At 62.5% G+C, this 25,018-nt stretch carries 22 protein-coding genes, 1 other RNA gene and 1 pseudogene; 16 read left to right on the forward strand and 8 right to left on the reverse strand.

The genetic code is table 11. The features are described from left to right. Window positions 1-3 precede the first annotated feature (3 nt). Window positions 4-549: a GNAT family N-acetyltransferase gene (locus tag HDIA_RS10980; protein WP_099556200.1), complete on the reverse strand. Its 546-nt coding sequence runs from the start codon at window positions 547-549 to the stop codon at window positions 4-6. 110 nt (window positions 550-659) lie between these two features. Further along, window positions 660-1,880, reverse strand: coding sequence for an alanine racemase (locus HDIA_RS10985; protein WP_099556201.1), 1,221 nt, complete (start codon window positions 1,878-1,880; stop codon window positions 660-662). 129 nt (window positions 1,881-2,009) lie between these two features. Here HDIA_RS10985 and HDIA_RS10990 point away from each other — a divergent pair, with 129 nt between their 5' ends. Further along, the gene (locus tag HDIA_RS10990; protein WP_099556202.1) at window positions 2,010-3,260 is read left to right on the forward strand and encodes an amidase; all 1,251 of its coding nucleotides are present in this window, start codon (window positions 2,010-2,012) and stop codon (window positions 3,258-3,260) included. A 576-nt stretch (window positions 3,261-3,836) separates the two neighbouring features. Here HDIA_RS10990 and HDIA_RS10995 read toward each other — a convergent pair. Both HDIA_RS10995 and HDIA_RS11000 read right to left on the reverse strand, forming a co-directional pair. Further along, window positions 3,837-4,121, reverse strand: coding sequence for a hypothetical protein (locus HDIA_RS10995; RefSeq protein ID WP_099556203.1), 285 nt, complete (start codon window positions 4,119-4,121; stop codon window positions 3,837-3,839). A gap of 213 nt (window positions 4,122-4,334) precedes the next feature. After that, a complete protein-coding gene (locus HDIA_RS11000) occupies window positions 4,335-7,979 on the reverse strand; it encodes a hydantoinase B/oxoprolinase family protein (protein WP_099556204.1) in 3,645 nt (1,214 codons plus the stop codon). A 196-nt stretch (window positions 7,980-8,175) separates the two neighbouring features. Between HDIA_RS11000 and HDIA_RS11005 the strand changes: the two genes are divergently transcribed. From HDIA_RS11005 to HDIA_RS11025, 5 genes are all read left to right on the forward strand, one after another. Beyond that, complete coding sequence (locus tag HDIA_RS11005; RefSeq protein ID WP_099558842.1) at window positions 8,176-8,883, forward strand: TerB family tellurite resistance protein; 708 nt, start codon at window positions 8,176-8,178, stop codon at window positions 8,881-8,883. After that, window positions 8,880-9,641 carry an N-acetylmuramoyl-L-alanine amidase gene (locus HDIA_RS11010; protein ID WP_245884240.1) on the forward strand — a complete coding sequence of 254 codons (762 nt, stop codon included), beginning with the start codon at window positions 8,880-8,882 and terminating at the stop codon, window positions 9,639-9,641. Before HDIA_RS11005 ends, HDIA_RS11010 begins: the two co-directional genes overlap by 4 nt. A gap of 210 nt (window positions 9,642-9,851) precedes the next feature. Beyond that, the gene (locus HDIA_RS11015) at window positions 9,852-10,610 is read left to right on the forward strand and encodes a lytic transglycosylase domain-containing protein (RefSeq protein WP_245884241.1); all 759 of its coding nucleotides are present in this window, start codon (window positions 9,852-9,854) and stop codon (window positions 10,608-10,610) included. Between the two features lie 62 nt (window positions 10,611-10,672). Further along, window positions 10,673-11,056, forward strand: an RNA gene (gene rnpB, locus HDIA_RS11020) — RNase P RNA component class A. 144 nt (window positions 11,057-11,200) lie between these two features. Then, entirely contained in the window at window positions 11,201-11,536 is a 336-nt protein-coding gene (locus tag HDIA_RS11025) for a zinc ribbon domain-containing protein YjdM (RefSeq protein WP_099556205.1), read from the forward strand. A gap of 145 nt (window positions 11,537-11,681) precedes the next feature. On the opposite strand, the gene HDIA_RS11030 is transcribed toward HDIA_RS11025, so the two are convergent. Next, window positions 11,682-12,029: a PilZ domain-containing protein gene (locus tag HDIA_RS11030; RefSeq protein ID WP_157775503.1), complete on the reverse strand. Its 348-nt coding sequence runs from the start codon at window positions 12,027-12,029 to the stop codon at window positions 11,682-11,684. A 630-nt stretch (window positions 12,030-12,659) separates the two neighbouring features. Between HDIA_RS11030 and pqqA the strand changes: the two genes are divergently transcribed. The 5 genes and pseudogenes from pqqA to pqqE all read left to right on the forward strand — a co-directional run bounded on the left by pqqA (window position 12,660) and on the right by pqqE (window position 15,903). After that, window positions 12,660-12,737 carry a pyrroloquinoline quinone precursor peptide PqqA gene (gene pqqA, locus HDIA_RS11035; protein WP_099558845.1) on the forward strand — a complete coding sequence of 26 codons (78 nt, stop codon included), beginning with the start codon at window positions 12,660-12,662 and terminating at the stop codon, window positions 12,735-12,737. 17 nt (window positions 12,738-12,754) lie between these two features. Next, window positions 12,755-13,687 (forward strand): annotated as a pseudogene (gene pqqB / locus HDIA_RS11040) (pyrroloquinoline quinone biosynthesis protein PqqB); the annotation flags it as partial. A 10-nt stretch (window positions 13,688-13,697) separates the two neighbouring features. Beyond that, the gene (gene pqqC, locus HDIA_RS11045; RefSeq protein ID WP_099556208.1) at window positions 13,698-14,471 is read left to right on the forward strand and encodes a pyrroloquinoline-quinone synthase PqqC; all 774 of its coding nucleotides are present in this window, start codon (window positions 13,698-13,700) and stop codon (window positions 14,469-14,471) included. Then, window positions 14,471-14,788: a pyrroloquinoline quinone biosynthesis peptide chaperone PqqD gene (pqqD, locus tag HDIA_RS11050; RefSeq protein WP_099556209.1), complete on the forward strand. Its 318-nt coding sequence runs from the start codon at window positions 14,471-14,473 to the stop codon at window positions 14,786-14,788. Before pqqC ends, pqqD begins: the two co-directional genes overlap by 1 nt. Window positions 14,789-14,790: 2 nt before the next feature. Continuing rightward, window positions 14,791-15,903 carry a pyrroloquinoline quinone biosynthesis protein PqqE gene (gene pqqE, locus HDIA_RS11055; RefSeq protein ID WP_425432946.1) on the forward strand — a complete coding sequence of 371 codons (1,113 nt, stop codon included), beginning with the start codon at window positions 14,791-14,793 and terminating at the stop codon, window positions 15,901-15,903. Window positions 15,904-15,915: 12 nt separating this feature from the next. Here the strand turns inward: pqqE and HDIA_RS11060 are convergent, their stop codons facing one another. From HDIA_RS11060 to HDIA_RS11070, 3 genes are all read right to left on the reverse strand, one after another. Continuing rightward, entirely contained in the window at window positions 15,916-16,767 is an 852-nt protein-coding gene (locus HDIA_RS11060) for a DMT family transporter (protein ID WP_099556211.1), read from the reverse strand. Window positions 16,768-17,067: 300 nt separating this feature from the next. Then, a complete protein-coding gene (locus HDIA_RS11065; RefSeq protein WP_099556212.1) occupies window positions 17,068-17,280 on the reverse strand; it encodes a hypothetical protein in 213 nt (70 codons plus the stop codon). A gap of 105 nt (window positions 17,281-17,385) precedes the next feature. Further along, complete coding sequence (locus HDIA_RS11070) at window positions 17,386-18,324, reverse strand: LysR substrate-binding domain-containing protein (protein WP_099556213.1); 939 nt, start codon at window positions 18,322-18,324, stop codon at window positions 17,386-17,388. Between the two features lie 334 nt (window positions 18,325-18,658). Here HDIA_RS11070 and HDIA_RS11075 point away from each other — a divergent pair, with 334 nt between their 5' ends. The 5 genes from HDIA_RS11075 to rpe all read left to right on the forward strand — a co-directional run bounded on the left by HDIA_RS11075 (window position 18,659) and on the right by rpe (window position 24,995). Continuing rightward, window positions 18,659-19,690, forward strand: a complete 1,032-nt coding sequence (locus HDIA_RS11075; RefSeq protein ID WP_099558846.1) for a class 1 fructose-bisphosphatase — start codon at window positions 18,659-18,661, stop codon at window positions 19,688-19,690. A gap of 28 nt (window positions 19,691-19,718) precedes the next feature. Next, the gene (locus HDIA_RS11080; protein WP_099556214.1) at window positions 19,719-20,594 is read left to right on the forward strand and encodes a phosphoribulokinase; all 876 of its coding nucleotides are present in this window, start codon (window positions 19,719-19,721) and stop codon (window positions 20,592-20,594) included. Window positions 20,595-20,617: 23 nt separating this feature from the next. Next, window positions 20,618-22,651, forward strand: a complete 2,034-nt coding sequence (tkt, locus tag HDIA_RS11085) for a transketolase (protein ID WP_425432934.1) — start codon at window positions 20,618-20,620, stop codon at window positions 22,649-22,651. Window positions 22,652-23,123: 472 nt separating this feature from the next. Further along, window positions 23,124-24,191, forward strand: coding sequence for a class II fructose-bisphosphate aldolase (gene fba, locus HDIA_RS11090; RefSeq protein WP_099556216.1), 1,068 nt, complete (start codon window positions 23,124-23,126; stop codon window positions 24,189-24,191). Window positions 24,192-24,335: 144 nt separating this feature from the next. Beyond that, entirely contained in the window at window positions 24,336-24,995 is a 660-nt protein-coding gene (gene rpe / locus HDIA_RS11095) for a ribulose-phosphate 3-epimerase (RefSeq protein ID WP_099556217.1), read from the forward strand. The last annotated feature ends 23 nt before the right edge of the window (window positions 24,996-25,018 follow it).

Below are 25,018 nucleotides of genomic sequence, written 5' to 3' on the forward strand. Positions count from 1 at the left end.
TCGTCAGCGGGGATCGGGAAGCGTCGTGTCGCCGGGGCCGAGCGGTCGCTGCATCAGCACGCTGTCCACCCAACGGCCGAATTTGAACCCGACCGAGGTGAAGGTGCCGGCGTGGCGAAATCCCATCCGCTGGTGAAGCCCGATCGAGGCCGCATTCTCGCTGTTGCCGATGACGGCGAGCATCTGCCGCCAGGGCCCTTTCTCGCACTCCGCAATCAACGCGCCGAGGAGCGCGCTGCCGATGCCGTGGCCGCCGAGGCCATCGCGCACATAGACCGAGTTTTCCACCGTATAGCGATAGGCCGGCCGCGGCCGATACGGGCCCGCATAGGCGTAGCCGACGACCGCGCCGTCCATCTCAGCGACGAGATAGGGCAGGCCCGCCGCCAGAACGCTGGTGCGGCGGCTCACCATGTCGCCGAGCGTGGGCGGCACTTCTTCAAAGCTCGCAAGGCCGTGGAGCACGTGGTGGGCGTAGATGTCGGCAGCGGCCGCCATGTCTGCCTCGCTCGAGGCCCGGACGGTCACCGCAGGCTTGGGAGAGTGCATGATGCAGGCAACTTTCCAAGGTGGAGCGTGTTGTCCGGCAGACTATCGCGATCGCCGCATGGAATGAACGGCCATCGCCTTATGACGGCCATAAGCGCCATCAATGCCGCTCAGTCCGACATGGTCTCCAGCGACGCCAGACCGAGCAGGCCCGTCTCCTCGTCGAAGGAGGTGTCCACTTCGACGACGCGGTTCGGATAGAAACCGTTGAACCGCGTGCGCAGCGACAGCGAATAGGCCCCGATATGGCCGATCTCGATCCAGTCGCCCGTCTCCACCGTTTCCGGCAGCCAGAAGGGACGCGAGAGAATATCGACCGAATCGCAGGTCGCCCCGCACACCTTGAACGGCACGATGGTCTCATCCTTGCCGGTGCGTCGCTTCCGCGCCGGGTCGGGAATGAGCCGCGCGGGTAGGGTGATCTTGCCGGTCCAGGAATCCGACAGCGAGGCCCAGATTCCATCATTGATGTAAAGGCGGCGACCCTTTTTCAGCAGCACCCGCACGACCAGCGAGATGGAATGCGCGACGACCACGCGGCCCGGCTCCGCGACGAGCGGCAGATCGGAAAAGCCCCAGTCGTCGATATCGTGGCGAAGCTGGGCCATGATCTCGTCGAGGGATGGCATTTTCACCACCTTGCGGCGCGGGTCTTGCCCGTAGACCGCAGGAAATCCGCCGCCGACGTCGAGGCCGACGAGTTCGACACCGGCCCGTGAGCGCACCCAGGCCGCGGATCCGAGCGCCCGCTCGTAGGTGTCCGGCTCCTCGATCTGGCTGCCGACATGGAAACACAGGCCGCAGCGAAAGCCGATGCCGTCGATCCGCTGCAAAAGTTCCACCGCATGGGCCGGCGCGGCGCCGAATTTCTTGGAAAGTTCGTAGGCCGCATGGCCCTTGGTCTGCAGCCGAACGAAGAGCGTGATGGTGGCGGGGTCGATATCGAGCGCCCGCACGATGCGCAGGATCTTCGCGACCTCGTCCTCGTGGTCCACGGCCATGACACGGATTCGATAGTGCTCCAGCGCGAGGCGGATGTCGGACTGTGCCTTCACGGGGTGCATGTAGAGCAGTTCGGCCTTTGGCGATACGGCGCGCACGGCGGCGAATTCCGCGGGCGAGGCGACGTCGAAACAGGAAATGCCGATTCGGCTCAGAGCTTCCAGAACGAAGGGCTCGCCGTTGGTCTTCACCGCATAGGCGGTCTTGCCGGGAAACTCGCTCATGAAGTGGCGCGCGTCTGCCTCGAGCACTTTCGGCCGGAAGCAGTAGACCGGTTCGTCCGGTCGCTCCGAAAGGGTCATCTCGCGGGCGCTGGCAAAATGCTCCATGGGGAATCAGCTCCTCGTCGCTCGGCACCCGGTTGTCGCAAAGGTCGCCGCGATCGGCAAGTCGCGCAAGGGCTTGCCAAAGCACGGAACCAACGATTGAGTATGCGGCTCTCGATTGGAGGAGGTTTCATGCTTTCGGTTCTCGATCTCGTCACGCGGCTGGACAATGGCACCCTGGACCTTGCCGGGCTCTATCGTCAGGTGGCCGAAACCATCGAGGCCAAGGAGCCGGAAATCGAAGCCTGCGCCTTCATCGATTGGCAGCGGCTGAAGACGCCCGACAACGTGCACGGCCCGCTGCGCGGACTGCCCTATGGCGTGAAGGACATCTTCGACACGGCCGAGATGCCGACCACCTACGGCTCGCCGATCTACGACGGCTATCGCCCGAAGGCGGACGCCTCTGTCGTCTCGATGACGGCGCGGGCGGGCGGCGTTGCCGTTGCCAAGACGCGGACCACGGAGTTTGCCTTCCTGCAGCCGACGATCACGCGCAATCCGCACAACACGGCCCATACGCCCGGCGGTTCATCCTCGGGCTCGGCGGCAGCGGTGGCCGCCGGCATGCTGCCATTCGCCTTTGGCACCCAGACGGCCGGCTCGACCATCCGGCCCGCCTCCTTCTGCGGCATTGCCGGCTTCAAGCCCTCCTACCGGATCCTGCCGACGGTCGGGCTGAAGACCTTCTCCTGGAATCTCGACACGGTCGGCGTTTTCGCGGCAAGCGTGGCGGATTGCGCTTTCGTGCTCTCTGCGATTTCCGGCCGGGAGTTTCACCTCGGGGATGCCGACGCGGCCGCGCCGAGGGTCGCTGTCCTGAGATCCGGCTTCTCGGTCGAGGCCGACGCCGAGATGCTGGGCGCGCTGGATGAGGCCGCCCGGATCGCCGAAGCGGCCGGTGCGACGATCGTCGACTTCGCCTTCGACCCGGCGCTGATCGCGGCCGACAACGCTCATCCGGTGATCATGAACCACGAGGCGGCGCTCGCGCTGGCCTATGAGTTCGACCACCACGGCGACGCGCTGTCCCCACGGATGAGGGAGGCGCTCGCTGCAGGTGGAGCCATTTCTGTTGCCGATTACGACGCCGCCCGCTCGATCGCCCATCGTGGACGCCGGCGTTTCGACGACATTTTCGAGGCTTTCGATGTCATCCTGTGTCCCTCCGCGCCGGGCGCAGCGCCCGCCGGCCTGGAGGCAACCGGCAACCCGGCGTTCAATCGCCTTTTCACGTTGATCGGTGCGCCCACGGTCAGCGTCCCCGGCATGCACACGTCCGCAGGACTCCCTTTAGGACTTCAGGTTGTATCCAGATTTGGCAGTGATGACATGGCCTTAAGGGCCGCTCATTGGCTGGAATTACAAATGGCACGCAAATAGCGGATTTGACTTGAATATTTCAGATTGTCCCGGGGGCGGGAACCTTAGCCGGGGATGCTGCGCTGCAACTAAACATTTGCTTCGCTTTGATGGTAAATGCGACTAGAGTGCGGCGGTCAGAACAAGCGGAGCAAAGGGAGAGGTCCCCGTGACAATGACAAAAAGCCTGAATGTTCTGTGTGTCTGCGCCGCATTTCTCTTTGTCGGTGCAATCGTGCTTGGCGCCATCTAGGTGCGGAGCCAAGAGTCCTGAAGCGTCCTGCGGGGCGTGATCGCTAGGGCAGAATAAAAAAACCAAGCGACAAGGTGTTCGGCGGACATCACTGCCGACACCCAAAAATCCAAACAATAAGATCAATCGCAGCCAACCGTGGGAGACGAGCGGACTTTTGGGTCACGCCCGTCGCGCACGATTTTCGCAAATCCGTCTGTCTGTCACGGCTGCCGTGACAGAGCAGTCGCGCTTGTGCCAATCAAGGGCCGCAGACGAACGCCTTCCAGCGCGGATGCGCTGGGAATAGAGCGTCCCGGCCGAGGTTCCAGGTTCCAGACCGTCAGGCGGCTGGACCGGGCGCCTCAGGAACGGTCGAAGACGAAGCGGTCGAGTTGAGCCCGACGCCCGTCACAACGGCCGAAGACCTTGGCCTTGACCGGCTCGGAGGCATTCGTGTCGCAGTGCCGCACGTAAACCTGTGCGTTGCCTTCGAAAAGATAATCGTGAATCGAAAAGGAGGTGGGGTTGGTCTCGATATGGTCGAATTCAACGCCGGCTTCCTGGCCGAAACGACGCGCCCACTCCGTGCTGGAGCTAAGCGGATAGCTGCACACCGCTTCTGCGATGATTGTCTTCGTGTGGTCCATTGTATCCTCACGCAACTAGGCAATGTTCGGATAACGCCTGAAAATCACTGTGCGTTCCGAGTGTTTTCATTTTCTCTAAACATGGACATTTTTGCGGCAGTTTGGGCTCGCTGGCAATGCGACGATTGAACTTAGCGTTTTCAACTTCTAACTTTTCGAAAATTGGATTAATTCGGTGTTTTCCACTTTGCGGCCTGTCCAAAACGGATGAAGTCACGGCGCATCGTACCCGCCACCGGTCGGTGTGCGGATGATTACCGCTTCGCCCGCAAGAATCGTCGTCTGCGCGCAGCCCGAAAGCTTCTCCACTGTGTCATTTAGGTGACGCACGAAGGCAGCACCCAGTTCCCCTGGGTGTCCGTCGAAGATACCGGGCGGGGGAATGATGCGGTGCGAGGAGAGGAGGGCGCAGTCCATCTCCTCCAGGAATCGGATACGCCGCTCCGTGCCGCCGCCGGCCGACCAGCGTCCGTGTCCGCCCGAACCTCGGCGGATATGGAAATCCTCCAGCAGCACCGGAAAGCGGAATTCCAGCACCTCCGGGTCGGTGAGGCGCGAGTTGGTCATGTGTGTGTGAACGCCGTCGACGCCGTTGAACCCAGGTCCCGCCGGGGCGCCGGAGCAGATCGTCTCGTAATATTGATGGCGGTTGTTGCCGAAGGTCAGGTTGTTCATCGTGCCCTGTGCCGGCGCCAGCGCGCCAAGGGCGGCCAGCAGCGCGTTGGTCACATGCTGGCTGGTCTCCACGTTTCCGGCGACGACCGCCGCCGGATAGGCCGGCTTCAGCATCGAGCCATCCGGCACGTCGATCTCGATGGGCCTCAGGCAGCCGGCATTCATCGGGATGTTGCCATCCACCATCAGGCGGAAGCAGTAGAGCACGGCCGCACGGGTCACCGGCTCGGGCGCGTTGAAATTGGTCGGTTGCTGCGGGCTGGTGCCGGTGAAGTCGACGCGGGCGCTGCGCGCCGCCTTGTCGACCGTGATGCGCACCTTGATCACGGCGCCCTGGTCCGTCGGATACTCGAATTCGGAGTCCTTCAGGGCATCGATCACGCGTCGGACGCTTTCCTCCGCGTTGTCCTGAACATGCCCCATATAGGCCTGCACGACCGGCAGGGTGAACTGCGTCACCATCTTGCGCAGTTCCGCGACGCCGCGCTCGTTGGCCGCGATCTGGGCCCGCAGATCAGCGACATTCTGGGTCACGTTGCGCACCGGGAACGGATGGTTGGTCAGCAGGTCCTCGAGCTCTTCCTCGCGGAAGCGACCGTCGTCGGCGCCGTCCACCAGCTTGAAATTGTCGATGAGCACGCCTTCCTCATCGACATTCGTCGCGAGCGGCGTCATGGAGCCGGGCGCGGAGCCGCCGACGTCGGCGTGGTGGCCACGGCTCGCGACCCAGAAGATGATCTTCTCGCGCGCGTCGTCGAAAACCGGCGTCACCACGGTGATGTCCGGCAGGTGCGTTCCGCCGTTGTAGGGGGCGTTGAGGGCAAAGACATCCCCCGGCACGATCTTGCCGGCGTTGAGGCGGATGATCGTTTCCACCGAGCGGTCCATGGACCCGAGGTGGACCGGCATGTGCGGGGCATTGGCGACGAGATGGCCGTCCTCGTCGAAGACGGCGCAGGAGAAATCGAGCCGCTCCTTGATGTTGACCGAGTAGGCCGTGTTCTGCAGCGTCACGCCCATCTGCTCGGCAATCGACATGAAGAGGTTGTTGAAGACCTCCAGCATGACCGGATCCGCCGCCGTGCCGATGGCCGCCGTCCGGGACTTCGCCAACGGGCGCGTCAGCAGTACATGATCGAGCGCGGTGATTTCCGCCCGCCACTCCGGTTCGACGACAATGGTCTGGTGCGGCTCGATGAGCAGCGCCGGTCCGACAACCGTCTGACCAGGATGAAGTTCGGCGCGCCGGTGGATGGGGGCATCGGCCCATTCGCCGCCCGAGAAGAAGGCCCCGGATGACTGGGATTCGGCCAACTCGTGGGTAAGCGGCAGGGCGGCTTCGGCGCGCCCCTGATCGCGGGCGTCCTCGGCCGAGACTTCGATCGATTCCAGAACGATCGACTTGCCCTTGAAGATGAAGCCGAACTGGCTCTTGTGCCGGCGCTCGAACTCGGCGATCGCGGCCGGGATGTCGCGGTCGGCGAAGGGCACGGGCAGCGTCGTGTCGGTGCCGTCGTAGCGCAGATGGGCGGTCGGCAACCAGCGGATATCGCTGACCGAAACGCCCTGCAGGCCGAGTTCGTCCGTGACCTCTTCGTGCAGCGCTTCGATGAGCGCATTCGCGGCCGGCAGGTTCTGCTCCGTGAAGGGCGCGACCACGGCCTTGGACCGTGTCGCGCTGATCGCGGCGAGCCCCATGCCATAGGCGGAGAGGATGCCGGAGAAGGGGTGGATCAGAACCTTGCGCATGCCGAGCGCGTCGGCGACGAGACAGGCGTGCTGTCCGCCGGCGCCGCCGAAGCAGGTCAGCACATAGTCGGAAACGTCGTAGCCGCGCTGGACCGAGATCTTCTTGACCGCATTCGCCATGTTCTCGACCGCGATGGTCAGGAAACCCTCTGCGATCTCTTCCGGGCTGCGACCGTCATCGATGGTCTTGGCCATCTCCACGAAGGCGGCGCGCACGGCATCCGCATCGAGCGGCTGGTCCTGGTTCGGGCCGAAGATCGCGGGAAACAACTCCGGCTTCAGCTTGCCAAGCATGACGTTTGCGTCGGTCACGGTGAGCGGTCCGCCACGGCGGTAGCAGCGCGGCCCCGGATCGGCGCCGGCCGAATCGGGACCGGCCTGGTAGCGCCCGTCCTCGAAATGCAGGATCGATCCGCCGCCGGCCGCCACCGTGTGGATACGCATCATCGGCGCACGCATGCGCACGCCCGCGACCTCCGTCTCGAAGGCGCGCTCGTATTCTCCGTCATAATGCGAGACGTCGGTGGACGTGCCGCCCATGTCGAAGCCGATCATCTTGTCGAAGCCGGCGATGCGGGAGGTCTGGACCGCACCGACGACGCCGCCGGCCGGGCCCGACAGGATCGCATCCTTGCCCTGGAACAGATCGGCTGCCGTCAGGCCGCCCGACGACATCATGAACATCAGGCGCGGGCCATTGTGAACGGCGCCATCCGCGCTGCCCGTCGATCCGAGGTCCTCGGCGACCTGGTTCACATAGCGCCGGAGGATGGGGGAGAGATAGGCATCGACCACCGTCGTGTCGCCCCGCCCGACGAGCTTCATCAGAGGCGAAACCTCGTGGCTGACGGAGACCTGCGAAAATTCCATGGACCGGGCGATCGCGGCGACGAGGCGCTCGTGCTCCGGATAGGCATAGGCATGCATGAAGACGATGGCGATGGCGTTGTAGCCGGCGTCCCGCAAACCCTGGAGCTGGCTGGCGACGACGACCGCGTCCGGCGTGATTTCAACCGTGCCATCCGAGCGAACGCGCTCGACCACCTCGACGACACGGTCGTAGAGCAGTTCGGGCTTGATGATGTTGCGGGCGAAAATGTCGGGCCGCGCCTGATAGCCGATCTCCAGCGCATCGCGAAAACCGCGCGTGACAAGGAGGGCCGTGCGCTCGCCCTTGCGTTCCAGCAAGGCGTTGGTTGCGACGGTCGTTCCCATCTTGACGGTGCCGATCCGGCCCGCGGTGATGGCCTCTCCGTTAGCCACGCCCAGAAGGTCGCGAATGCCCTGCACTGCGGCATCCCGGTAGGCTTCGGGGTTTTCTGACAACAGCTTGTGCGCGACGAGCGACCCGTCCGGCTTTCGGCCGACGATGTCGGTGAAGGTGCCGCCACGGTCGATCCAGAAGTCCCATGTGCCGGCGGCGGAATCACTCATCGGATTTTCTCCCAAGGCATCAGGATCGTTGGCGGATCGCATGTCGACTCGATCCAGATCCTGCCGTTTGTTCGCAACGCGGTGAGGTCCCGTCAATCACTTGCGCAAATTCGGAGGCGATTTTTCCAAGAATGGCGAAGAAATCGATGCGACCTTTCTTGGAAGTGCAACCTCTCTCGCATACGATGGCAGAGCAATGACTCTCTGGTCCTATCTCTCCGAACTTCTCGACCGTCTTCAGGTGGGTGAAACCGTTGGCGCGCTGATCGACCATGTCGTGAAGATCGTCCGGGAGACCTTCGGCGGCGAGGCTCGCCGCCAGGTCGCCTTCACTGTGTCGATGATCGCACTGGCCGCCAAGATGGCGAAAGCCGACGGTGCGGTGACGGAGGCGGAGATCGCCGTCTTCCGACGGATCTTCGTCGTGCCGGAGAATGAGGAGCGCAACGTCGCGCGGCTCTTCAATCTCGCCAGGCAGGATATCGCCGGCTACGACATCTATGCCGCCCGTATCGAGCGGATGCACGCGGGAAATCTGGAGGTCCTGGAGGATATCCTCGACGGTCTCTTCATGATCGCCGACGCGGATGGCGGCATCCACGACAACGAGATCGCTTTCCTTGAGCATGTGGCGGCCATCTTCAAGATCCCGGCCGAGCATTTCGACCGCATCCTGTCGCGCCACATCCAGTCGGACGAGACGGATCCCTATGTCGTGCTCGGCATCGCCAAGGGCAGCCATCCGGAAGATATCAAGCGGCACTATCGGAAGCTCGTCGCCGAGACCCATCCGGACCGCTTCATAGCGCGCGGCCTGCCGGCCGAATGCGTGCGTCTTGCGACCGAACGGCTGGCCCTTCTCAATGGCGCCTATGAGCGGATCGAGAAGGAATTCGCCGTTTGAGCGAGCCGCAGGGGCAGGGGCTGCAGATAGAAGAGCGGCTGTCCCCGAACCACGGCGAGCGGGCTCCCGGCACCCGGATCGAGTTCGTCATCCTGCATTACACGGGAATGCCGAGCGCTGAAGAGGCGTGCAACTGGCTATGCGATCCGCGATCGCAGGTCTCAAGTCACTATTTCGTCCATGAGGATGGGCGTGTCCTGCGCCTCGTGCCCGAGGAGCGCCGCGCCTGGCATGCGGGCGTCGCGCGCTGGCGCGGTCTGGACGATATCAACTCCCGTTCCATCGGAATTGAGATTGCCAACCCGGGCCATGACCACGGTTATGCCGAATTTCCGCAATCGCAGATCGTATCCGTCATTGATTTGGTGGCGCAGATTGTCGCACGCCACAATATTCTGCCGAACGACATCCTCGCCCATTCCGACATAGCGCCGACCCGCAAGGACGATCCGGGCGAAAAATTTCCATGGTGGCAATTATACAACGCCGGACTCGGGGCCTGGGTTCCGCCGACGCCGATTCGCGGCGGCCGATTCTTCCAGCAAGGCGATGTCGGCCAGCCGGTCGAGGCCTTGCAGGCCATGCTGGCCCTTTATGGTTACGACATTGAAGTCAGCAGTTATTTTGACGATCGGACAACGGCTGTCGTGAAGGCGTTCCAGCGCCATTTTCGTCCCGAGCGGGTCGACGGCATTGCCGATGAATCGACGATCGAGACGCTCTACAGACTTCTTGCTGAAAAACCGCAGAACGCCTGAAGACCGACGTATCGACACGTCCCGCAATTTCTCGCGCCATTTTTTGGACACAGAATTTCATAGTATGCCCGCCCCTTTAAAGTAATTAATCGTTTAAATTACGTTAAACTACGTGAGTCGAAAGAATACTTTTCCTACTTCCCATTTTTGCCGGAATTGATCCATAGAAGGTCGCATCACTTCAGATGGACTCCAAAATGGATATACGGGATGAAGGCTAAAAAACTCCTACGTTCTTCTGCTGTCGCGACGGCAGTATTTGCTTCCGGCTTGACGGTTTTTGCTCCACATTCAATGGCTCAAACGTCGAATGGCAAAGAAAAGCAGGTTGTGAATGAAGGCGGCGAAATTGATGTGAATGCAAAGCCGCACAGCATTCTGGACATGATCCGTATCGCCCGCGCCAAGCGCGAACTGGCTGAAAAGGAAAACGGCGGCGCCGAGGAGGCCGGCAAGAAGACGGTTGCCGAGAAGACGGTGGCCAAGAAATCCGCCAAGCGGACCCGCGCAGCGTCCGGCAGCGCCAAGGTCGCGGAAAAGGCAGAAAAGAAGGTCGCTGAGACGTCCGTGAAGACGGTTTCGCGCAAGCTCGACAAGGGCGGCCTGAAGGCGCTGATCCGCAAGCATGCGATCGAGAAGGGCGTGCCGGTGGAATTCGCCGAGGCGGTCGTCCAGGTGGAGAGCAGCTTCAATCCGCGTGCCCGCAGCCGGGCCGGTGCCGTCGGTCTCATGCAGATCAAGCCGTCGACCGCTCGCGGACTCGGGTTCAAGGGGCCGGCGTCCAAGCTCTACGATCCCAATGTCAACCTTCACTGGGGCATGACCTATCTGGCGGGTGCCTATCGTCTGGCCGGTGGCGATACCTGTGGCGCGGTCCTGCGCTACAACGCCGGCCACTATGCAAAGCGGATGACGAAGGGGGTGCGCAGCTACTGCGCCAAGGTCCACCGCTACGTCGCGTCCCTCTGATCCTTGCCAAACCGATGCTGGTCTCTTGACGGGGACCGGTGGCCCGATGTCTAACCGGCGCGCCAGCCGGTTGGACGGCCGCTGCCGCGAGAGGTGAAAGCCTGCGGGAGAGGAAAGTCCGGGCTCCACGGAAACACGGTGCCGGGTAACGCCCGGCGGGGGCGACCCCAGGGAAAGTGCCACAGAGATCGAACCGCCCGGGTCCGCCCGGGTAAGGGTGAAAAGGTGGGGTAAGAGCCCACCGCGCCGCCGGCAACGGCGACGGCATGGCAAACCCCACCGGGAGCAAAACCGAATAGGGGCGGCGTGGGCCTTCGGGCCCAGTTGGTTTCCGAACCGGCCGCCCGGGTGGGTTGCGCGAGACGTCCGGCAACGGGCGTCCCAGATGAATGGTCGTCAGCGGGGAAACCCGTCTACAGAACCCGGCTTACAGACCGGCTGGCAGCAAGCCCTTTCAATGCCCCGAGACGGCCAGTGGCGGCCATCTGCGGGGCATTGTCATGTTCGTGCCCTCGACAAGCGTTTCCCTAGCGGATAAAGCGACGGGCAAATCTTTCACATTTCAGCACAATCGGATTCAGAGCCAAACGATGAGCGAACTGCCTCCTTGCCCCAACTGCAACTCGCCCTACACCTACGAGGACGGACAAATGCTCATTTGTCCCGAATGCGGCCACGAATGGAGCGCTTCGGCAGAAGCCGCCTCGAATGAGCCAGTCTTTCGCGATGCCAACGGCAACGTGTTGGCAGACGGCGATACGGTGACCGTGATCAAGGACCTGAAGATCAAGGGCACATCCCAGGTGGTCAAGGTCGGCACCAAGGTGAAGAACATCCGCCTCGTGGGCGGTGATCACGATATCGACTGCCGTATCGACGGCATCGGGCCGATGAAGCTGAAGTCCGAGTTCGTGAAGAAAATCTAGAGCAGACTCGGAAAATGCATGCCGCGCGGCGGCAGGGGCGGCGACCGGCCTTCCGTCAGGCATAGGCCCGATGCATGTCCGAAGCTCCGGAAGAACGAAATGCTCTGGCGTTGCTCGTCCTGCGCCGGGGTTTTGGGGCCGAGCGTCAGTCGCCGTCGCCGGACAGATGATAAGCGTTCTGCTCGATGATTTCGTGCAGGCGCACGATTTCCTGCGGTGCGAAAACGAACTTCCATCCCGAGAGTTTCTGGCTGACCCAGCGCCGCTGCGCCTTGATCTGCAGGCCGTCTTCGCCGATCAGCAGGTTGGCCATCAGGCACATGGGCGGCAGGACCGCACATTCGATGCAGCAACCGGTCAGGCTGAGGTCGACGATGTTGCCGGGAATGGGCCCCTTCATCGTCAGCACCATCACCTTCATGCGTCCGCCGATACGCGTGGCACGACGCCGCACGGGGTGTGAGCCAACGCGAATGCTGCGGGGCACTGTCATGACGAACTCGCTTTCCGACCAGACCTGAGTGTCAGACCGTTCATGATTGTGGGTTTTGCAGCCAATGCAATTTGGGGAGTGTCGATGAAAAGAAAGAATAAAAAGTAAATCGCATGTCCAAAAACGGAATATACCTAACTGTAGATTCAGAAAATGGAATCACAAGCGTATTCAAATAATGATAATACGATAGTTTGTGACGGTTCTATCGAGAAAATATGAGATGTGAAAATTTTAAAACGATTCGGATCATGTTTGTTGTGTTGAGGCGAGGTAGATTATCATGATCTTGTCGCGTTTCTAAAAAGATTATCTATTATAACAATAATTCAACATCACCCTACGTTCTTTTACTGAGATTTGACCGGATTCTTTTGACTATCCGGGTGCCGGCTTCAAGTGCAAGCGCGGCGGCCGTCGCCGGGTTCTGGCCGTTCCCGTAACCTCTTCCGCAGCAAGCGGGATCATTACGGAAGCTTAACTTGCGACCCGTCACCCGAACCGTCACCGTACCCTGGAACTGATCGAGATATCTCGGCGGTTCGCAACTAAAGACCCCGATGTTGAAGATTGCCTTCCGGCGCTTCTCTCAGGAGTCGGCAGGCGAAATTCAAAGAGGAGGAAATGAAAATGGCTTGGAATACCCCGAAGGTTGAAGAACTCTGCGTCGGCATGGAAATCAACATGTACTTCCCGCCGGAAGTCTGATTTCCGGACCGCATGTCATGATTCATGGGGCCGGAGCCGCTTCACCGCGGCTTCGCGCTCTCGTTCTGGGGGCTTCGGCCGGGGGCGGCTTCCCGCAATGGAACTGCAACTGCGCGAACTGCGCCGCCGTGAGGCGGGGCGAGCCCGGGTTCGAGGCGCGAACGCAATCTTCTCTCGCGGTCAGTGCTGATGGCCTTCGCTGGGCGATCTTGAACGCCTCGCCGGATATCGGGCAGCAGATCCAGAGAAACCCGCAAATTCAGCCGGGAGACCCCGCGAAAGTCGGGTCGCGGCACACACCGATCGCTTCCGTTCTCTTGACCAACGGCGACATCGATCATGTCGCGGGTCTTTTGACGCTGCGCGAGAAGCAGCCGTTCAACCTCCTGTCGACGAGCGGTATTGCCGAGGTGATCTCGGACAATCCCATTTTCGGTGCGCTCGATCCTGAACTGGTGTCCCGCACGGTCATCGCGCTGGAAGAGCCCTTCACGCTGGTCGAGGGTGTCACGGCGATGCTGTTCCCGGTGCCGGGAAAGGTGCCGCTCTACCTCGAAGGCGACGTCGTCGACACGGATCTCGAGGGCGAGCAGACGGTCGGCGTCGAACTGCGCGGCCCGGCGGGCGAGAGGGTCTACTATATTCCCGGATGCGCCCGCATGACCGATGCGCTTGCCGCAAGGATCAGGGGCGCCGACGGCGTCTTCTTCGATGGCACGCTCTGGCAGGATGACGAGATGGTCCGCATGGGCGTCGGGACCAAGACCGGCAAGCGCATGGGGCACATGTCGATGAGCGGGCCCGATGGCTCGATTGCGGCCTTCGCCGGCCTCGGCATCGCCAGCAAGGTCTTCCTGCATATCAACAATACAAATCCCGTTCTGAACGACACCTCTGAAGAGCGTCGGCAGGCGGAATCCCAAGGGTGGAAAATTGCCTTTGACGGCATGGAGGTAAGCTATGACAGCGCCGCAGACACAACCGATGACGCCGGACGAACTGGAAGCAGCTCTGAGGAAGATCGGCGCGGAGCGCTATCACAGCCTGCATCCGTTTCATGATCTTCTGCATGGCGGCAAGTGCACCAGGGAGCAGGTGCAGGCCTGGGCGCTGAACCGCTATTGCTACCAGTCCGCTATCCCGCGCAAGGACGCTGCCCTGATGGCGCGCTGCGACGACCGCGAACTGCGCAAGGAATGGCTGCACCGCATCACCGACCACGATGGTCTTGAGGGCGAGGAAGGCGGCATCGACCGCTGGCTCGTTCTCACCGACGGCCTTGGTTTCGACCGGGACTATGTGATCTCCAAGCAGGGCGCTTTGCCGGCGACCAAGTTTGCCGTCGAAGCCTATGTCCGCTTCGTTGCGGAAAAGACGCTGCTGGAGGCCGTCGCCTCGTCGCTGACCGAGCTTTTTGCTCCAAACCTCCACAAGCAGCGCATTTCCGGCATGCTGGAAGGCTACGACTTCATCAACGACAAGGTCGTTGCCTATTTCCGCCGTCGCCTCGATCAGGCGCCGCGCGATGCGGGCTTTGCGCTCGAATACGTCAAGACGCATGCGAAGACCGTCGAGCAGCAGCAGGCGGTGCTTGCCGCGCTGACCTTCAAGACGGAAGTGCTTTGGGCTCAGCTCGATGCGCTCTATATGGCCTATGTAAGCCCGGCCATGCCGGCGCCGGGTGCCTGGCGCCCGGGTGAGGGCATTATGAAGGCGATTGGAGCGGCGGCATAATGACGGAAGTCTCGTCCTCGGCGGCAACACCGGAAGAACGCCTTGCCGACACGGCCGTGCCCAAGCTGGCGCGCGGCGTTCGCACGCGCTGGGACGAGGCGCGCGACACGACAATGCTGCTCGCGCCCGAACGGGCCCTGCGGCTCGATCCGATCGCGGCGGCCATCCTCGGCGAGACCGACGGAGTTCGCACCTTCGCGGAAATCGTCGATAGCCTTGCCGAGAAATATGCCGCGCCGCGCGATCAGATTGCCGTCGACGTCCGCAAGCTTCTGGTCGATCTGATGGACAAGCGAATGCTGGAGGTGACGTCATGAACGTGACTGCCCCCGTCAAGGCGCCGGTCGAGGCCGTCCGCGTCCCCGTTCCGATGGCGATGCTGGCGGAACTGACCTACCGCTGCCCGCTGAAATGCCCCTATTGCTCCAACCCGCTGGAAATGGCGAAACGCTCCGACGAGCTTTCCACCGAGCAGTGGGCGGAAGTGCTCCGTCAGGCCGCGAAAATGGGCGTTCTGCATGTCCATTTCTCCGGCGGCGAGCCGGCGGCGCGTCGTGACCTGGAAGAACTGCTGTCCGTTGCCGTCGAAGCCGGCCTCTACACCAACCTGATCACCTCCGGCGTCGGTCTGACCGAGGCGCGGGTGAAGGATCTGTCCAAGCGCGGCCTCGACCATATCCAGTTGTCGGTTCAGGGAACCGACGCCGAGATGGCCGACCTCATCGGTGGCTACAAGGGCGGTTTCGACCAGAAGATGAAGGTCGCCGCATGGGTGGCGGCCGAGGGGATCCCGCTGACGGTCAACGCGGTCATGCACCGGCGCAACCTCGACCGCACGGCCGAAGCCATCGAACTGGCGGTGAAGCTTGGCGCCCGCCGCATCGAGGTTGCCCACACGCAGATTCACGGCTGGGCCTATGTGAACCGCGCCGCCCTGATGCCGACCCGCGAGCAGGTCGATGCCTGCACGAAGGTCGTCGAGGAGGCGCGCGAGCGCCTCAAAGGAACGCTGGTCATTGACTACGTGCCGCCGGACCATCATGCAAAATACCCCAAGGCGTGCATGGGCGGCTGGGGCCGGGTTGGCCTCAACGTCACGCCGTCGGGCAAGGTGTTGCCCTGCCATGCGGCGGAATCGATCCCGCACCTGACCTTCGAGAACGTCAAGGACAAGCCGCTCGACTGGATCTGGGCCAAGAGCGAGGCGTTCAACGCCTATCGCGGCACGGCCTGGATGCCCGAACCCTGCAAGTCCTGCGAACGCAAGGAAGCGGACTGGGGCGGCTGCCGCTGCCAGGCGATGGCCTACGCGGGTGACGCCGGCGCGACCGATCCCGCCTGTATCAAGTCGCCGCTCCATGCGAAGATGCAGGAGCTTGCGCTGGCCGAGGCGGCCGACGTTCCGCCCGACTACGTCTACCGCACTCTGTGAGCCGGACGGCCGTCAGGCCGCTCGCCGCGTCTTTGCCGAGATCGCCAGCGCCACGCCGCCGAGAATGACGACGCTTGTCGTGAGGAAACGCGGCGTGAGCGCCTCGCCGAGCAGGGCAACGGCACCAAAGGCCGCGATGACGGGCACGGTCAGTTGAACGACGGCAGCCTTGGCGGTCGAAAGGTGCGGCAGGGTCCGGTACCAGATGGCATAGCCGAGACCGGACGCGATGGCGCCCGACGCAAGCGCCAGCAGAACGCCATGCCAGCTTGGACGGTGCATCAGCAGTCCGATTGCCAGAAGTGGCAGGCAGAGCGGGATCGACCGGATGAAGTTCCCGGCCGTCTGGTTCAGCGGAGCTTTCGTGCCTCGCCCCTTCAAGGTGTAGACCCCCCAGGAAATGCCCGAGACCATCATCAGCGCGCTGCCCAGCGGATCCGGCGCGCTGAGGCCGGGCAGCACGAGATAGATGAAGGCGAGAAACGCGGCTGTCAGGCCGATCATCTCCACGGGCGTCGGCCTGTCGCCGCCGAAAAACGCCCAGGAGATCATCGTTCCCTGGACGGAGGCGAAGAGAATCAGCGCGCCTGTGGCCGCGCCAAGCCGAAGATAGGCGAGCGAGAAGGCGAGGGCGTAGGCAAAGAGGGCGAACGTCGACACCCAGTCCCCCGGCATGTCGCGCAGAGGCGTGCTCCGTCTGTCGCGCATGAGCAAGGCGAGGAGAAGGATGCCGCCTGAAATGAGACGGATCGCCGTATAGCTCGCCGCATCGATCTCACCGTCTGCAAGGGCGGTGCGCGCCAGAAGCGAATTCCCGGCAAAAGCGATCATTGCAATGGTCGTGAGAAGAAACGTCTGTGCCATCGTCCATGCCCCGTCCCAGCCAGGCAGGAACGTCTTCTCATATAACGCTTGGTTTGAAAAAGCCGGGAATGAAATGCGCTGATTTTTGTTCGTCGAGAAGATGTCCGCCAAGAGCGGTTCCGATAGGCGCTTGCGTCAACACCGTAAAATCACGTTGCATTGATGCCCCGAAATCTCCGGACGTCTTGCGCATGCCATTGATCAGAGCAGAACGGGCCCGGATGGGCGCAGGCAGATGTCAAACAGGAGCGGCCAAGGGCATTTCATTGGCCACCTGAAAAGAAGTCCGGCAAGTGCGCCTCAAATCTTGACGCGGTGATTGCGCGGATTCTCGCAGTGCCACTTCTTGATGGTGTAGTTGGGATGACTGGCCGACCACTGGGCGATGTATGGCTGGGCCTCCCAGACGCAGGCGGCAAGGCTGCCGTGGTTCTGAACCGGAATCAGCTTTTCCTCGCAAGCGGATGGATCGGCGAGGAGGCAGACAAGAAGAACGACATCGAGCGTGTCCATGAAGGGTTCTCCGGCAAGCAGATTCGAAGATCATCGAGCATCGAATTCGCCAGTATATACGCTTCTGCGCCGTCCCCGGATCACAATATCTGAATAGCCGAGACATCAATCCTGCAGCAGGTCTTCCATGAGCGGAAGCTCCGGCAGGAACGTCGCCCCCTCGCTGACCCAGAAATCCCAAAGGGCGTTGGCGGCCGGAAGCAGCCGCTTGTCCGTGCGCCGGACAAGGAACCACTTGCGCTGCACCGGAAGGCCCTCGACGTCGAGCAACGTCAGGCGCCCGGCCTGGACTTCCACAGAGACCGTGTGGCCCGAGATGAAGGCAATCCCGAGCCCCGCCATGACGGCCTGCTTGATGGTCTCGTTCGAGTTCATCTCGAGGCTGCGGTATTTCATCAGATCGGTCTTGGCCGAAAGAAATCCCTCGAAGGCGTAGCGGGTGCCCGACCCGTTTTCGCGCACCAGAAACGTCTCGTCTCCAAGATCGGCAAGCGTGATGCCGCGCTTTCCGGCGAGCGGATGATCGGGCGGAGCGATCATGACGAGCGGATGGTCGCCGATGACGTCCGCCTCGACGTCGAAATCGCGCGGCGGCCGGCCCATGATCGCAAGATCGATTTCATAGCCCCTGAGGGCCGTCAGCGTGCGCTCGCGGTTGCCGACCATGAGGTTGATCGAGACGCGCGGCCGTGTCTTCTGAAAGGCGGCGATGGCAAACGGCGCGAAATAGCGCGCTGTGGAGATGATGCCGACGGAGACCTTTCCTGCCCCGGCATCCTTCAGTTCGGCCAGCGCATCGCTGCATTCCGCCAGCAGCGTTTCGATCTTGGTCAGCGTCTCGGCGATTTCGGCGCCGGCCGGCGTTGCCTCGAAGCGTTCGGAGATGCGCTCGACGACGGCAAGACCGACCTGGTCTTCCAGCGACTTGATCTGCGCGGTGATGGCTGGCGGCGTGACGTTCATCACGGAGGCCGCCTTGGTGACGCTCCCCGTGGAGATGACCGCGGCCAGGCAACGCAACTGCTTCAGTGTGACGTGACGCATCGTCGAATCTTGAGCTTTTAAAGTTTTTCTGAACGACTGACCCGATATCTTTAGTTGAATTTTGCCTGTTGTCGAGGGGCCGTCAGCCCAGTCGTCCCGAGAGGCGGCGAAGGAATGCCGGAAGGGACGGCTTATCGTTTGCAAACAAACGAAAAACGCCGCGAATTCAGGGCCCTTGCGACCGAGTGTCTCGTCCTTGCTGTTTCTTTCATGGAGGATTTGCTCTAGAGGATGGAAGACGTTGCGAGGAGGGGGACCTTGCGGCGCCGATCATGCGGACAAGGGGCATGATCGGTCCGCGGGCAACTTGCGTTTGAAGATCGGAGAGGACTGGATGGCGATCGGGACCGGGTTGACGGAATACCTGGAGAGCTGGGCTGGCGGCGATGCCGTGCGCAAGGCGGTGGCCGAGGCCGTGTTCGCTCTGGCCGAGGCGGGCATCGAACTGGCCGGCGTTTGCGGTCAGGGCGCCATCAACCCGGATCAGGGCGCCATTGTCGGCAACAACTCCGGCGGCGACGCGCAAAAAGCGCTGGATGTCCGCTCGCATGAGATCGTCGTGGCCGCGCTGCGTCGCCGCGGCGTTGGCATGGTCGCCTCCGAAGAGGCCGACGAAGCCGAGGTTCTGACACCGGGCGGCCTCGTGGCGGTCGCGACCGACCCGCTGGATGGGTCTTCCAACATCGATACCAATGTCTCCGTCGGCACGATCTTCTCGATCCTGCCCGTCGAGGGCGAGGCGAGCCCGTTCCTGGTGCCGGGATCGCGCCAGCTTGCCGCCGGCTTCGTCGTCTATGGGCCGCACACGGATATCGTGCTCACGCTGGGCGAGGGCACCGACATCTTCACGCTCGATCGCTCGAACGGCGCATTCGTTCTGGTCGCGGAAAAGGTGTCCATCGCACCTGAGACGGCCGAATACGCGGTCAATGCCTCGAACTACCGTCACTGGGCGGCCGGCCTTCGCAACTATGTCGACGATTGCCTCGCCGGCAAGGACGGACCTCTGGAGAAGAACTACAACATGCGCTGGGTCGGCTCGCTGGTGGCCGATGCATCGCGCATTCTCTCGCGCGGCGGCGTGTTCCTCTATCCGGGCGACGCGCGCAAGGGATATACGCACGGACGCCTGCGCATCCTCTACGAGGCCAACCCGGTCGCCATGGTGATCGAGCAGTGCGGCGGCAAGGCGACGGATGGAACGCAGCGCATCCTCGACATCGACGTCACCGAACTGCATCAGCGCACCGGTCTTGTCTTCGGCGCCGCCTCGGAGGTCGAACGGATCGGGCTCTACATCGCAAATCCCGAGCGGCGCGGCGAAGATTCCCCGCTTTTCGGCTCTCGCGGCCTCTTCATGAGCTGACGCGGAGATCCTTAGGGGAGGACGGAGCGTGTCGGAGCGCTTTCCCATCATTGCGACGACCGGGTCGTCGGGGTCGGGAACGACATCGGTCAAGAACACATTCGAGCGGATTTTTCGTCGGGAAGGCATCAAGGCCGCCTTCATCGAGGGCGATGCCTTTCACCGTTACGACCGCGTGGCGATGAAGAAGAAGGTGGCCGAGGAGGTCGCCAAGGGCAATCCGCATTTCAGCCACTTCGGCCCCGAGGCCAACCAACTCGACAAGCTTGAAGGCATCTTCGCCGAGTTCGGCAAGCAGGGAACGGGCCGCACTCGGCAGTATGTCCACAATCTGCAGGAAGAGCAGATGTTCGGCGCTCCCCAGGGCACGTTCACGCCATGGCTGGAGTTCAAGGATGACTGCGATCTTCTCTTTTACGAGGGGCTGCACGGAGCCTATCGCTCGCCGGAGCTTGATATCGCCAGCCATGCCGATCTGAAGATCGGCGTTGTTCCCGTTATCAATCTGGAGTGGATACAGAAAATCCACCGTGACAAGGAAATGCGCGGCTATTCCACCGAGGCCGTGACCGACGTTATTCTCCGCCGCATGCACGACTATGTGCACTACATCTGCCCGCAATTCACCGAGACGGACATCAATTTCCAGCGGGTTCCGACCGTCGACACGTCTAATCCTTTCGTCGCACGCTGGATCCCCACTGCCGATGAATCGATGGTTGTGATACGGTTTCGCAGTCCGAGAGGCATTGACTTCGCCTACCTGCTGTCCATGATCCATGACAGCTTCATGTCGCGGGCGAATTCGATTGTCGTGCCCGGAGGCAAGATGGAGCTGGCGATGCAGCTCATCCTGACGCCGAAGATCTTGAGGCTCATCGATCGCAAGAGCAGGGCGGTTTAGCGGTCATGGAGACTGGCGCAGACTTGAAGGAAGAGGCGTTCACGGCGCGTTACCCGTTCATCGCCGATGAGCCGGATGCGACTTTTCCCGATGCGGATCATAACGACCTGGCCAATGCCATCCGGCTCTTGACCATGGACGCGGTGGAGATGGCCGGTTCCGGCCATCCCGGCATGCCGCTCGGCATGGCGGACGTTGCGACCGTCCTTTTCTCGCGCTTTCTGAAATTCGATCCCCAGGTACCCGGCTGGCCGGACCGCGACCGCTTCGTCCTGTCGGCCGGCCATGGATCGATGCTGCTTTATTCGCTGCTCTATCTGACCGGCTACAAGGACGTCACCATCGACGACCTGAAGTCCTTCCGCCAGCTCGGCTCCAGGACCCCGGGGCATCCGGAATACGGTACCTTGCCGGGCGTCGAGGCAACCACCGGTCCGCTCGGGCAGGGCATGGCCTCCGCCGTCGGGATGGCGATTGCCGAGCGCATGATGAACGCGCGGCTCGGCGACGATCTCGTCGACCATTTCACCTACGTCATTGCGGGCGACGGCTGCCTCATGGAGGGGCTGTCGCAAGAGGCGATCGAACTTGCAGGCCATCTGCGCCTATCCAAGCTCATCGTCCTCTTCGATGACAACAAGGTCTCCATCGACGGCCCGACCCGTATGTCCACCTCGACCGACCATCTCGCCCGCTTTGCCGCCTGCGGCTGGTGGGTCAGGGCCGTCGACGGCCATGATCCGACTGAAATCCGTCAGGCCATCGGCGAGGCACGCCGCACGGATCGGCCGTCGCTGATCGCCTGCCGCACCCAGATCGGACGCGGCGCACCGACCATGGCCGGCGGCAACCACGTTCATGGCACGCCGCTCGGCGCTGAGGAAATCGCCCGCGCGCGCAAGGCCATGGGCTGGGAAACGGCGCCCTTCACCGTGCCCGCCCCGGTTCTGACCGCCTGGCGCGACTTTGGGCGGCGCAGCGGGACAAAGCGTGAGGAATGGGACCGGCGATATGCCAATGCCGGGCCGGCCCAGCGCCGGCTGCTGCGCCGGGCGCCGCCTCTCGGCGACGAGGCCCGCGATGCGCTGGTCAGTGTCAAGCTGGCGCTTGCGAAGGAGCGCCCCGAGGTTCCGACGCTGCAATCCTCCCGCAAGGTGCTCGACGCGATCATGCCCGTCATGCCCGAACTGATGGGCGGCGCCGCGGATCTGGCCGGTCTCACCGGCGCCCGTGCCCTCGGTCAGAAGGCGATCAAGCCGGGCAAGTTCGACGGCAGCTACGTCCACTACGGCATCCGCGAACATGTGATGGCCGGCGTGATGAACGGGATCAGTCTGCATGGCGGCTTCGTTCCCTATGGCTCCACCTTCCTCGCGTTTTCCGATTACTGCCGCGCCGCCATCCGCCTGTCGGCGATGATGGGCCTCAACGTCGTCTACGTGATGACCCATGACTCGATCGGGGTTGGCGAGGACGGGCCGACGCATCAGCCGATCGAGCATCTGGCCTCCTTCCGGGCGATGCCCAACATCAATGTCTTCCGTCCCGCGGACGCGGTCGAGACGTCCGAGGTCTGGCAGAGCGCGCTGGAGCAGGAAGGCGTGCCCTCCCTGATCTGCCTGTCGCGACAGGCGCTTCCAACGCTGCGGACCTCCGTCTCGGCGGAGAACATGGCCGCGCGCGGCGCCTATCTCATCGCCGGGGCGACGGCCGACCGGGATGTGACGCTGCTCGCCTCCGGATCCGAGGTCGCTATTGCCGTCGAGGCGGCCGGGATGCTGGAAGAGGAAGGCGTGAAGGCCGCGGTCGTCTCGATGCCTTGCTTTGAGCTCTTCCGCCAGCAGGGCCCGGAATATCGCCGCAGAGTGCTCGGCACCAAGCCGAAAGTCGCCATCGAGGCGGCCGTGCGCGATCCGTGGGATCGCTTCCTCGGGGAAGACGACGTCTTCATCGGTCTCGACGAATTCGGTGCGTCGGGAAGCGCCGAGGACCTCTATGACTGCTATGGCCTGACGGCGGAAGCCGTTTTCGCCGCAGCGCTTCGGCTCGTCCGCTGAGCGGGCAGGCATCGGCGACGTCATCTTTCCACATGTGAGAAAATTCGCCGCAGGCCGATAGCCAAAGGATGGGGCAGATGGCGTGTTGTCCCGTCTGTTCTCGAATCCTGATCTGTGGCATACCAGCGACTGTCGCCGACCGATCCCACAAGTTTGCAGTCCGGTCGGGCCTTTCGGGATGAATTGGCAGCGTTAAGTCTGATCGAAAGTCTTTGCGGCCAAGACCAATGGGGGAATTTCTTGCTGTTGCCGCATGAGTTATGCATGAGACGTTAAAAAGACGCCAAAAGCCGGCCATTCGATTTTGAATGAATCGGCACATGAATTTCTCATCGGAACGTCACGAGGTCGACCGACTGTAGCGGCATACTGATTGGAACCTGGCGCGCCGGCCCGGATTTGGGTGTGGGGGAGTACAGCACCGACCCCGGAGATATGGCGCCCGGACATTGTGAGGGACAGGAGTTTCTGGATGGCTCGCATTACGCTTCGACAGCTTCTCGATCATGCCGCGGAATACGGCTACGGGCTGCCGGCATTCAACATCAACAACATGGAACAGGGACTGGCCGTTCTGGAGGCCGCAAGTTCGGTTGACGCGCCGGTGATCCTGCAGGCAAGCCGCGGCGCCCGCGAATACGCCAACGACATCATTCTCGCCCGCATGATCGAAGCGCTGAGCGAAATCTACCCGCATATTCCGATCTGCATGCACCAGGACCACGGCAACAACGAAGCCACCTGCATGAGCGCGATCCAGCACGGCTTCACCTCCGTGATGATGGACGGTTCGTTGGAGGCCAATGGCAAGACGCCGGCGTCCTACGACTACAATGTCGACATCACCCGCCGTGTCACCGATTTCGCCCACTGGGTCGGCGCCTCGGTGGAGGGCGAACTCGGCGTGCTCGGCTCGCTTGAGACCGGCACCGGCGAAGCCGAGGACGGCCATGGCGCGGAAGGCGAGCTTGACCATAGCCAGCTCCTGACCGATCCGGCGCAGGCCGTGGATTTCGTCAAGGCGACGCAGGTCGATGCGCTGGCGGTGGCCATGGGCACCAGCCACGGCGCCTACAAGTTCTCCCGCAAGCCCGACGGCGAAGTCCTGGCGATGAACGTCATCGAGGAGATTCACCGCCGCCTGCCGACGACCCATCTCGTCATGCACGGCTCGTCGTCGGTTCCGCAGGAATTGCAGGACATCTTCACCCAGTATGGCGGTGAAATGCCCCAGACCTGGGGCGTGCCGATCGAGGAAATCCTGCGCGGCATCAAGTTCGGCGTGCGCAAGGTCAACATCGACACCGATTGCCGTCTGGCGATGTCGGGCGCGATCCGCAAGGTTTTCGCCGAGAAGCCGGGCGAGTTCGATCCGCGCAAGTATCTGAAACCCGCCAAGGAAGCGATGCGCGCGCTCTGCAAGCTGCGTTACGAGCAGTTCGGCGCGGCCGGCATGGCGCCGAAGATCAAGGTCATTCCGCTGCCCGATATGGCCAAGCGCTATGCAGGCGGCAGCCTCGACCAGAAGATCGCGGCCTGACAGTATCCTGATTGCGGCCGGCCCTCGGACAATCGGTCAAGGGCCGGCCGTCACCAAATCTCTTGATCTGACCGGCCTGCCATGCGAGGCAGGCCGCGGAACCGGGCAGCCAGACGTTTGCCGCCCGGACGTGGAACCGTTTCGATGTCCGTGCTGATTGCCCCGTCCATGCTTTCCTCCGATTTCGCGCGCCTAGCCGACGAACTGGCGGCGGTCGAGCGGGCAGGGGCCGACTGGATCCATCTCGATGTGATGGACGGCCATTTCGTACCGAACATCACCTTCGGCCCGCCCGTCATCAAGGCGATGCGGAAATACTCCAAGCTCGTTTTTGACGTGCACCTGATGATCGCGCCGGCCGATCCCTATCTGGAGGCCTTCGCCGACGCGGGCGCGGACATCATCTCGGTCCATGCCGAAGCCGGCGTCCATCTGGATCGCTCGCTCCAGGCCATCCGCGCCCTCGGCAAGAAGGCCGGAGTCGTCCTCAATCCGTCGACGCCCGAGACCGTTCTTGAGTATGTGCTGGACCGGATCGACCTCATTCTGCTGATGACCGTCAATCCCGGATTCGGCGGTCAGGCTTTCATTCCGGCGGTCGTTGAAAAGGTCGCCCGGGTAAAGAAGATGATCGGCGACCGTCCGATCCACATCGAGATCGACGGGGGCGTGACGCCCGAGACGGCGCCGCTTGTGACGCGCGCTGGAGCCGACGTCCTCGTTGCTGGATCCGCCGTTTTCAAGGGCGGCAAGGAAGACGCCTATCGCGCCAATATCGCGGCGATCCGTGCAGCTGTCGCCTGACACCGCCCCCGAAGACGCAAGGA

The sequence above is a fragment of the Hartmannibacter diazotrophicus genome, assembly GCF_900231165.1.
GTDB classification, from domain to species: domain Bacteria; phylum Pseudomonadota; class Alphaproteobacteria; order Rhizobiales; family Pleomorphomonadaceae; genus Hartmannibacter; species Hartmannibacter diazotrophicus.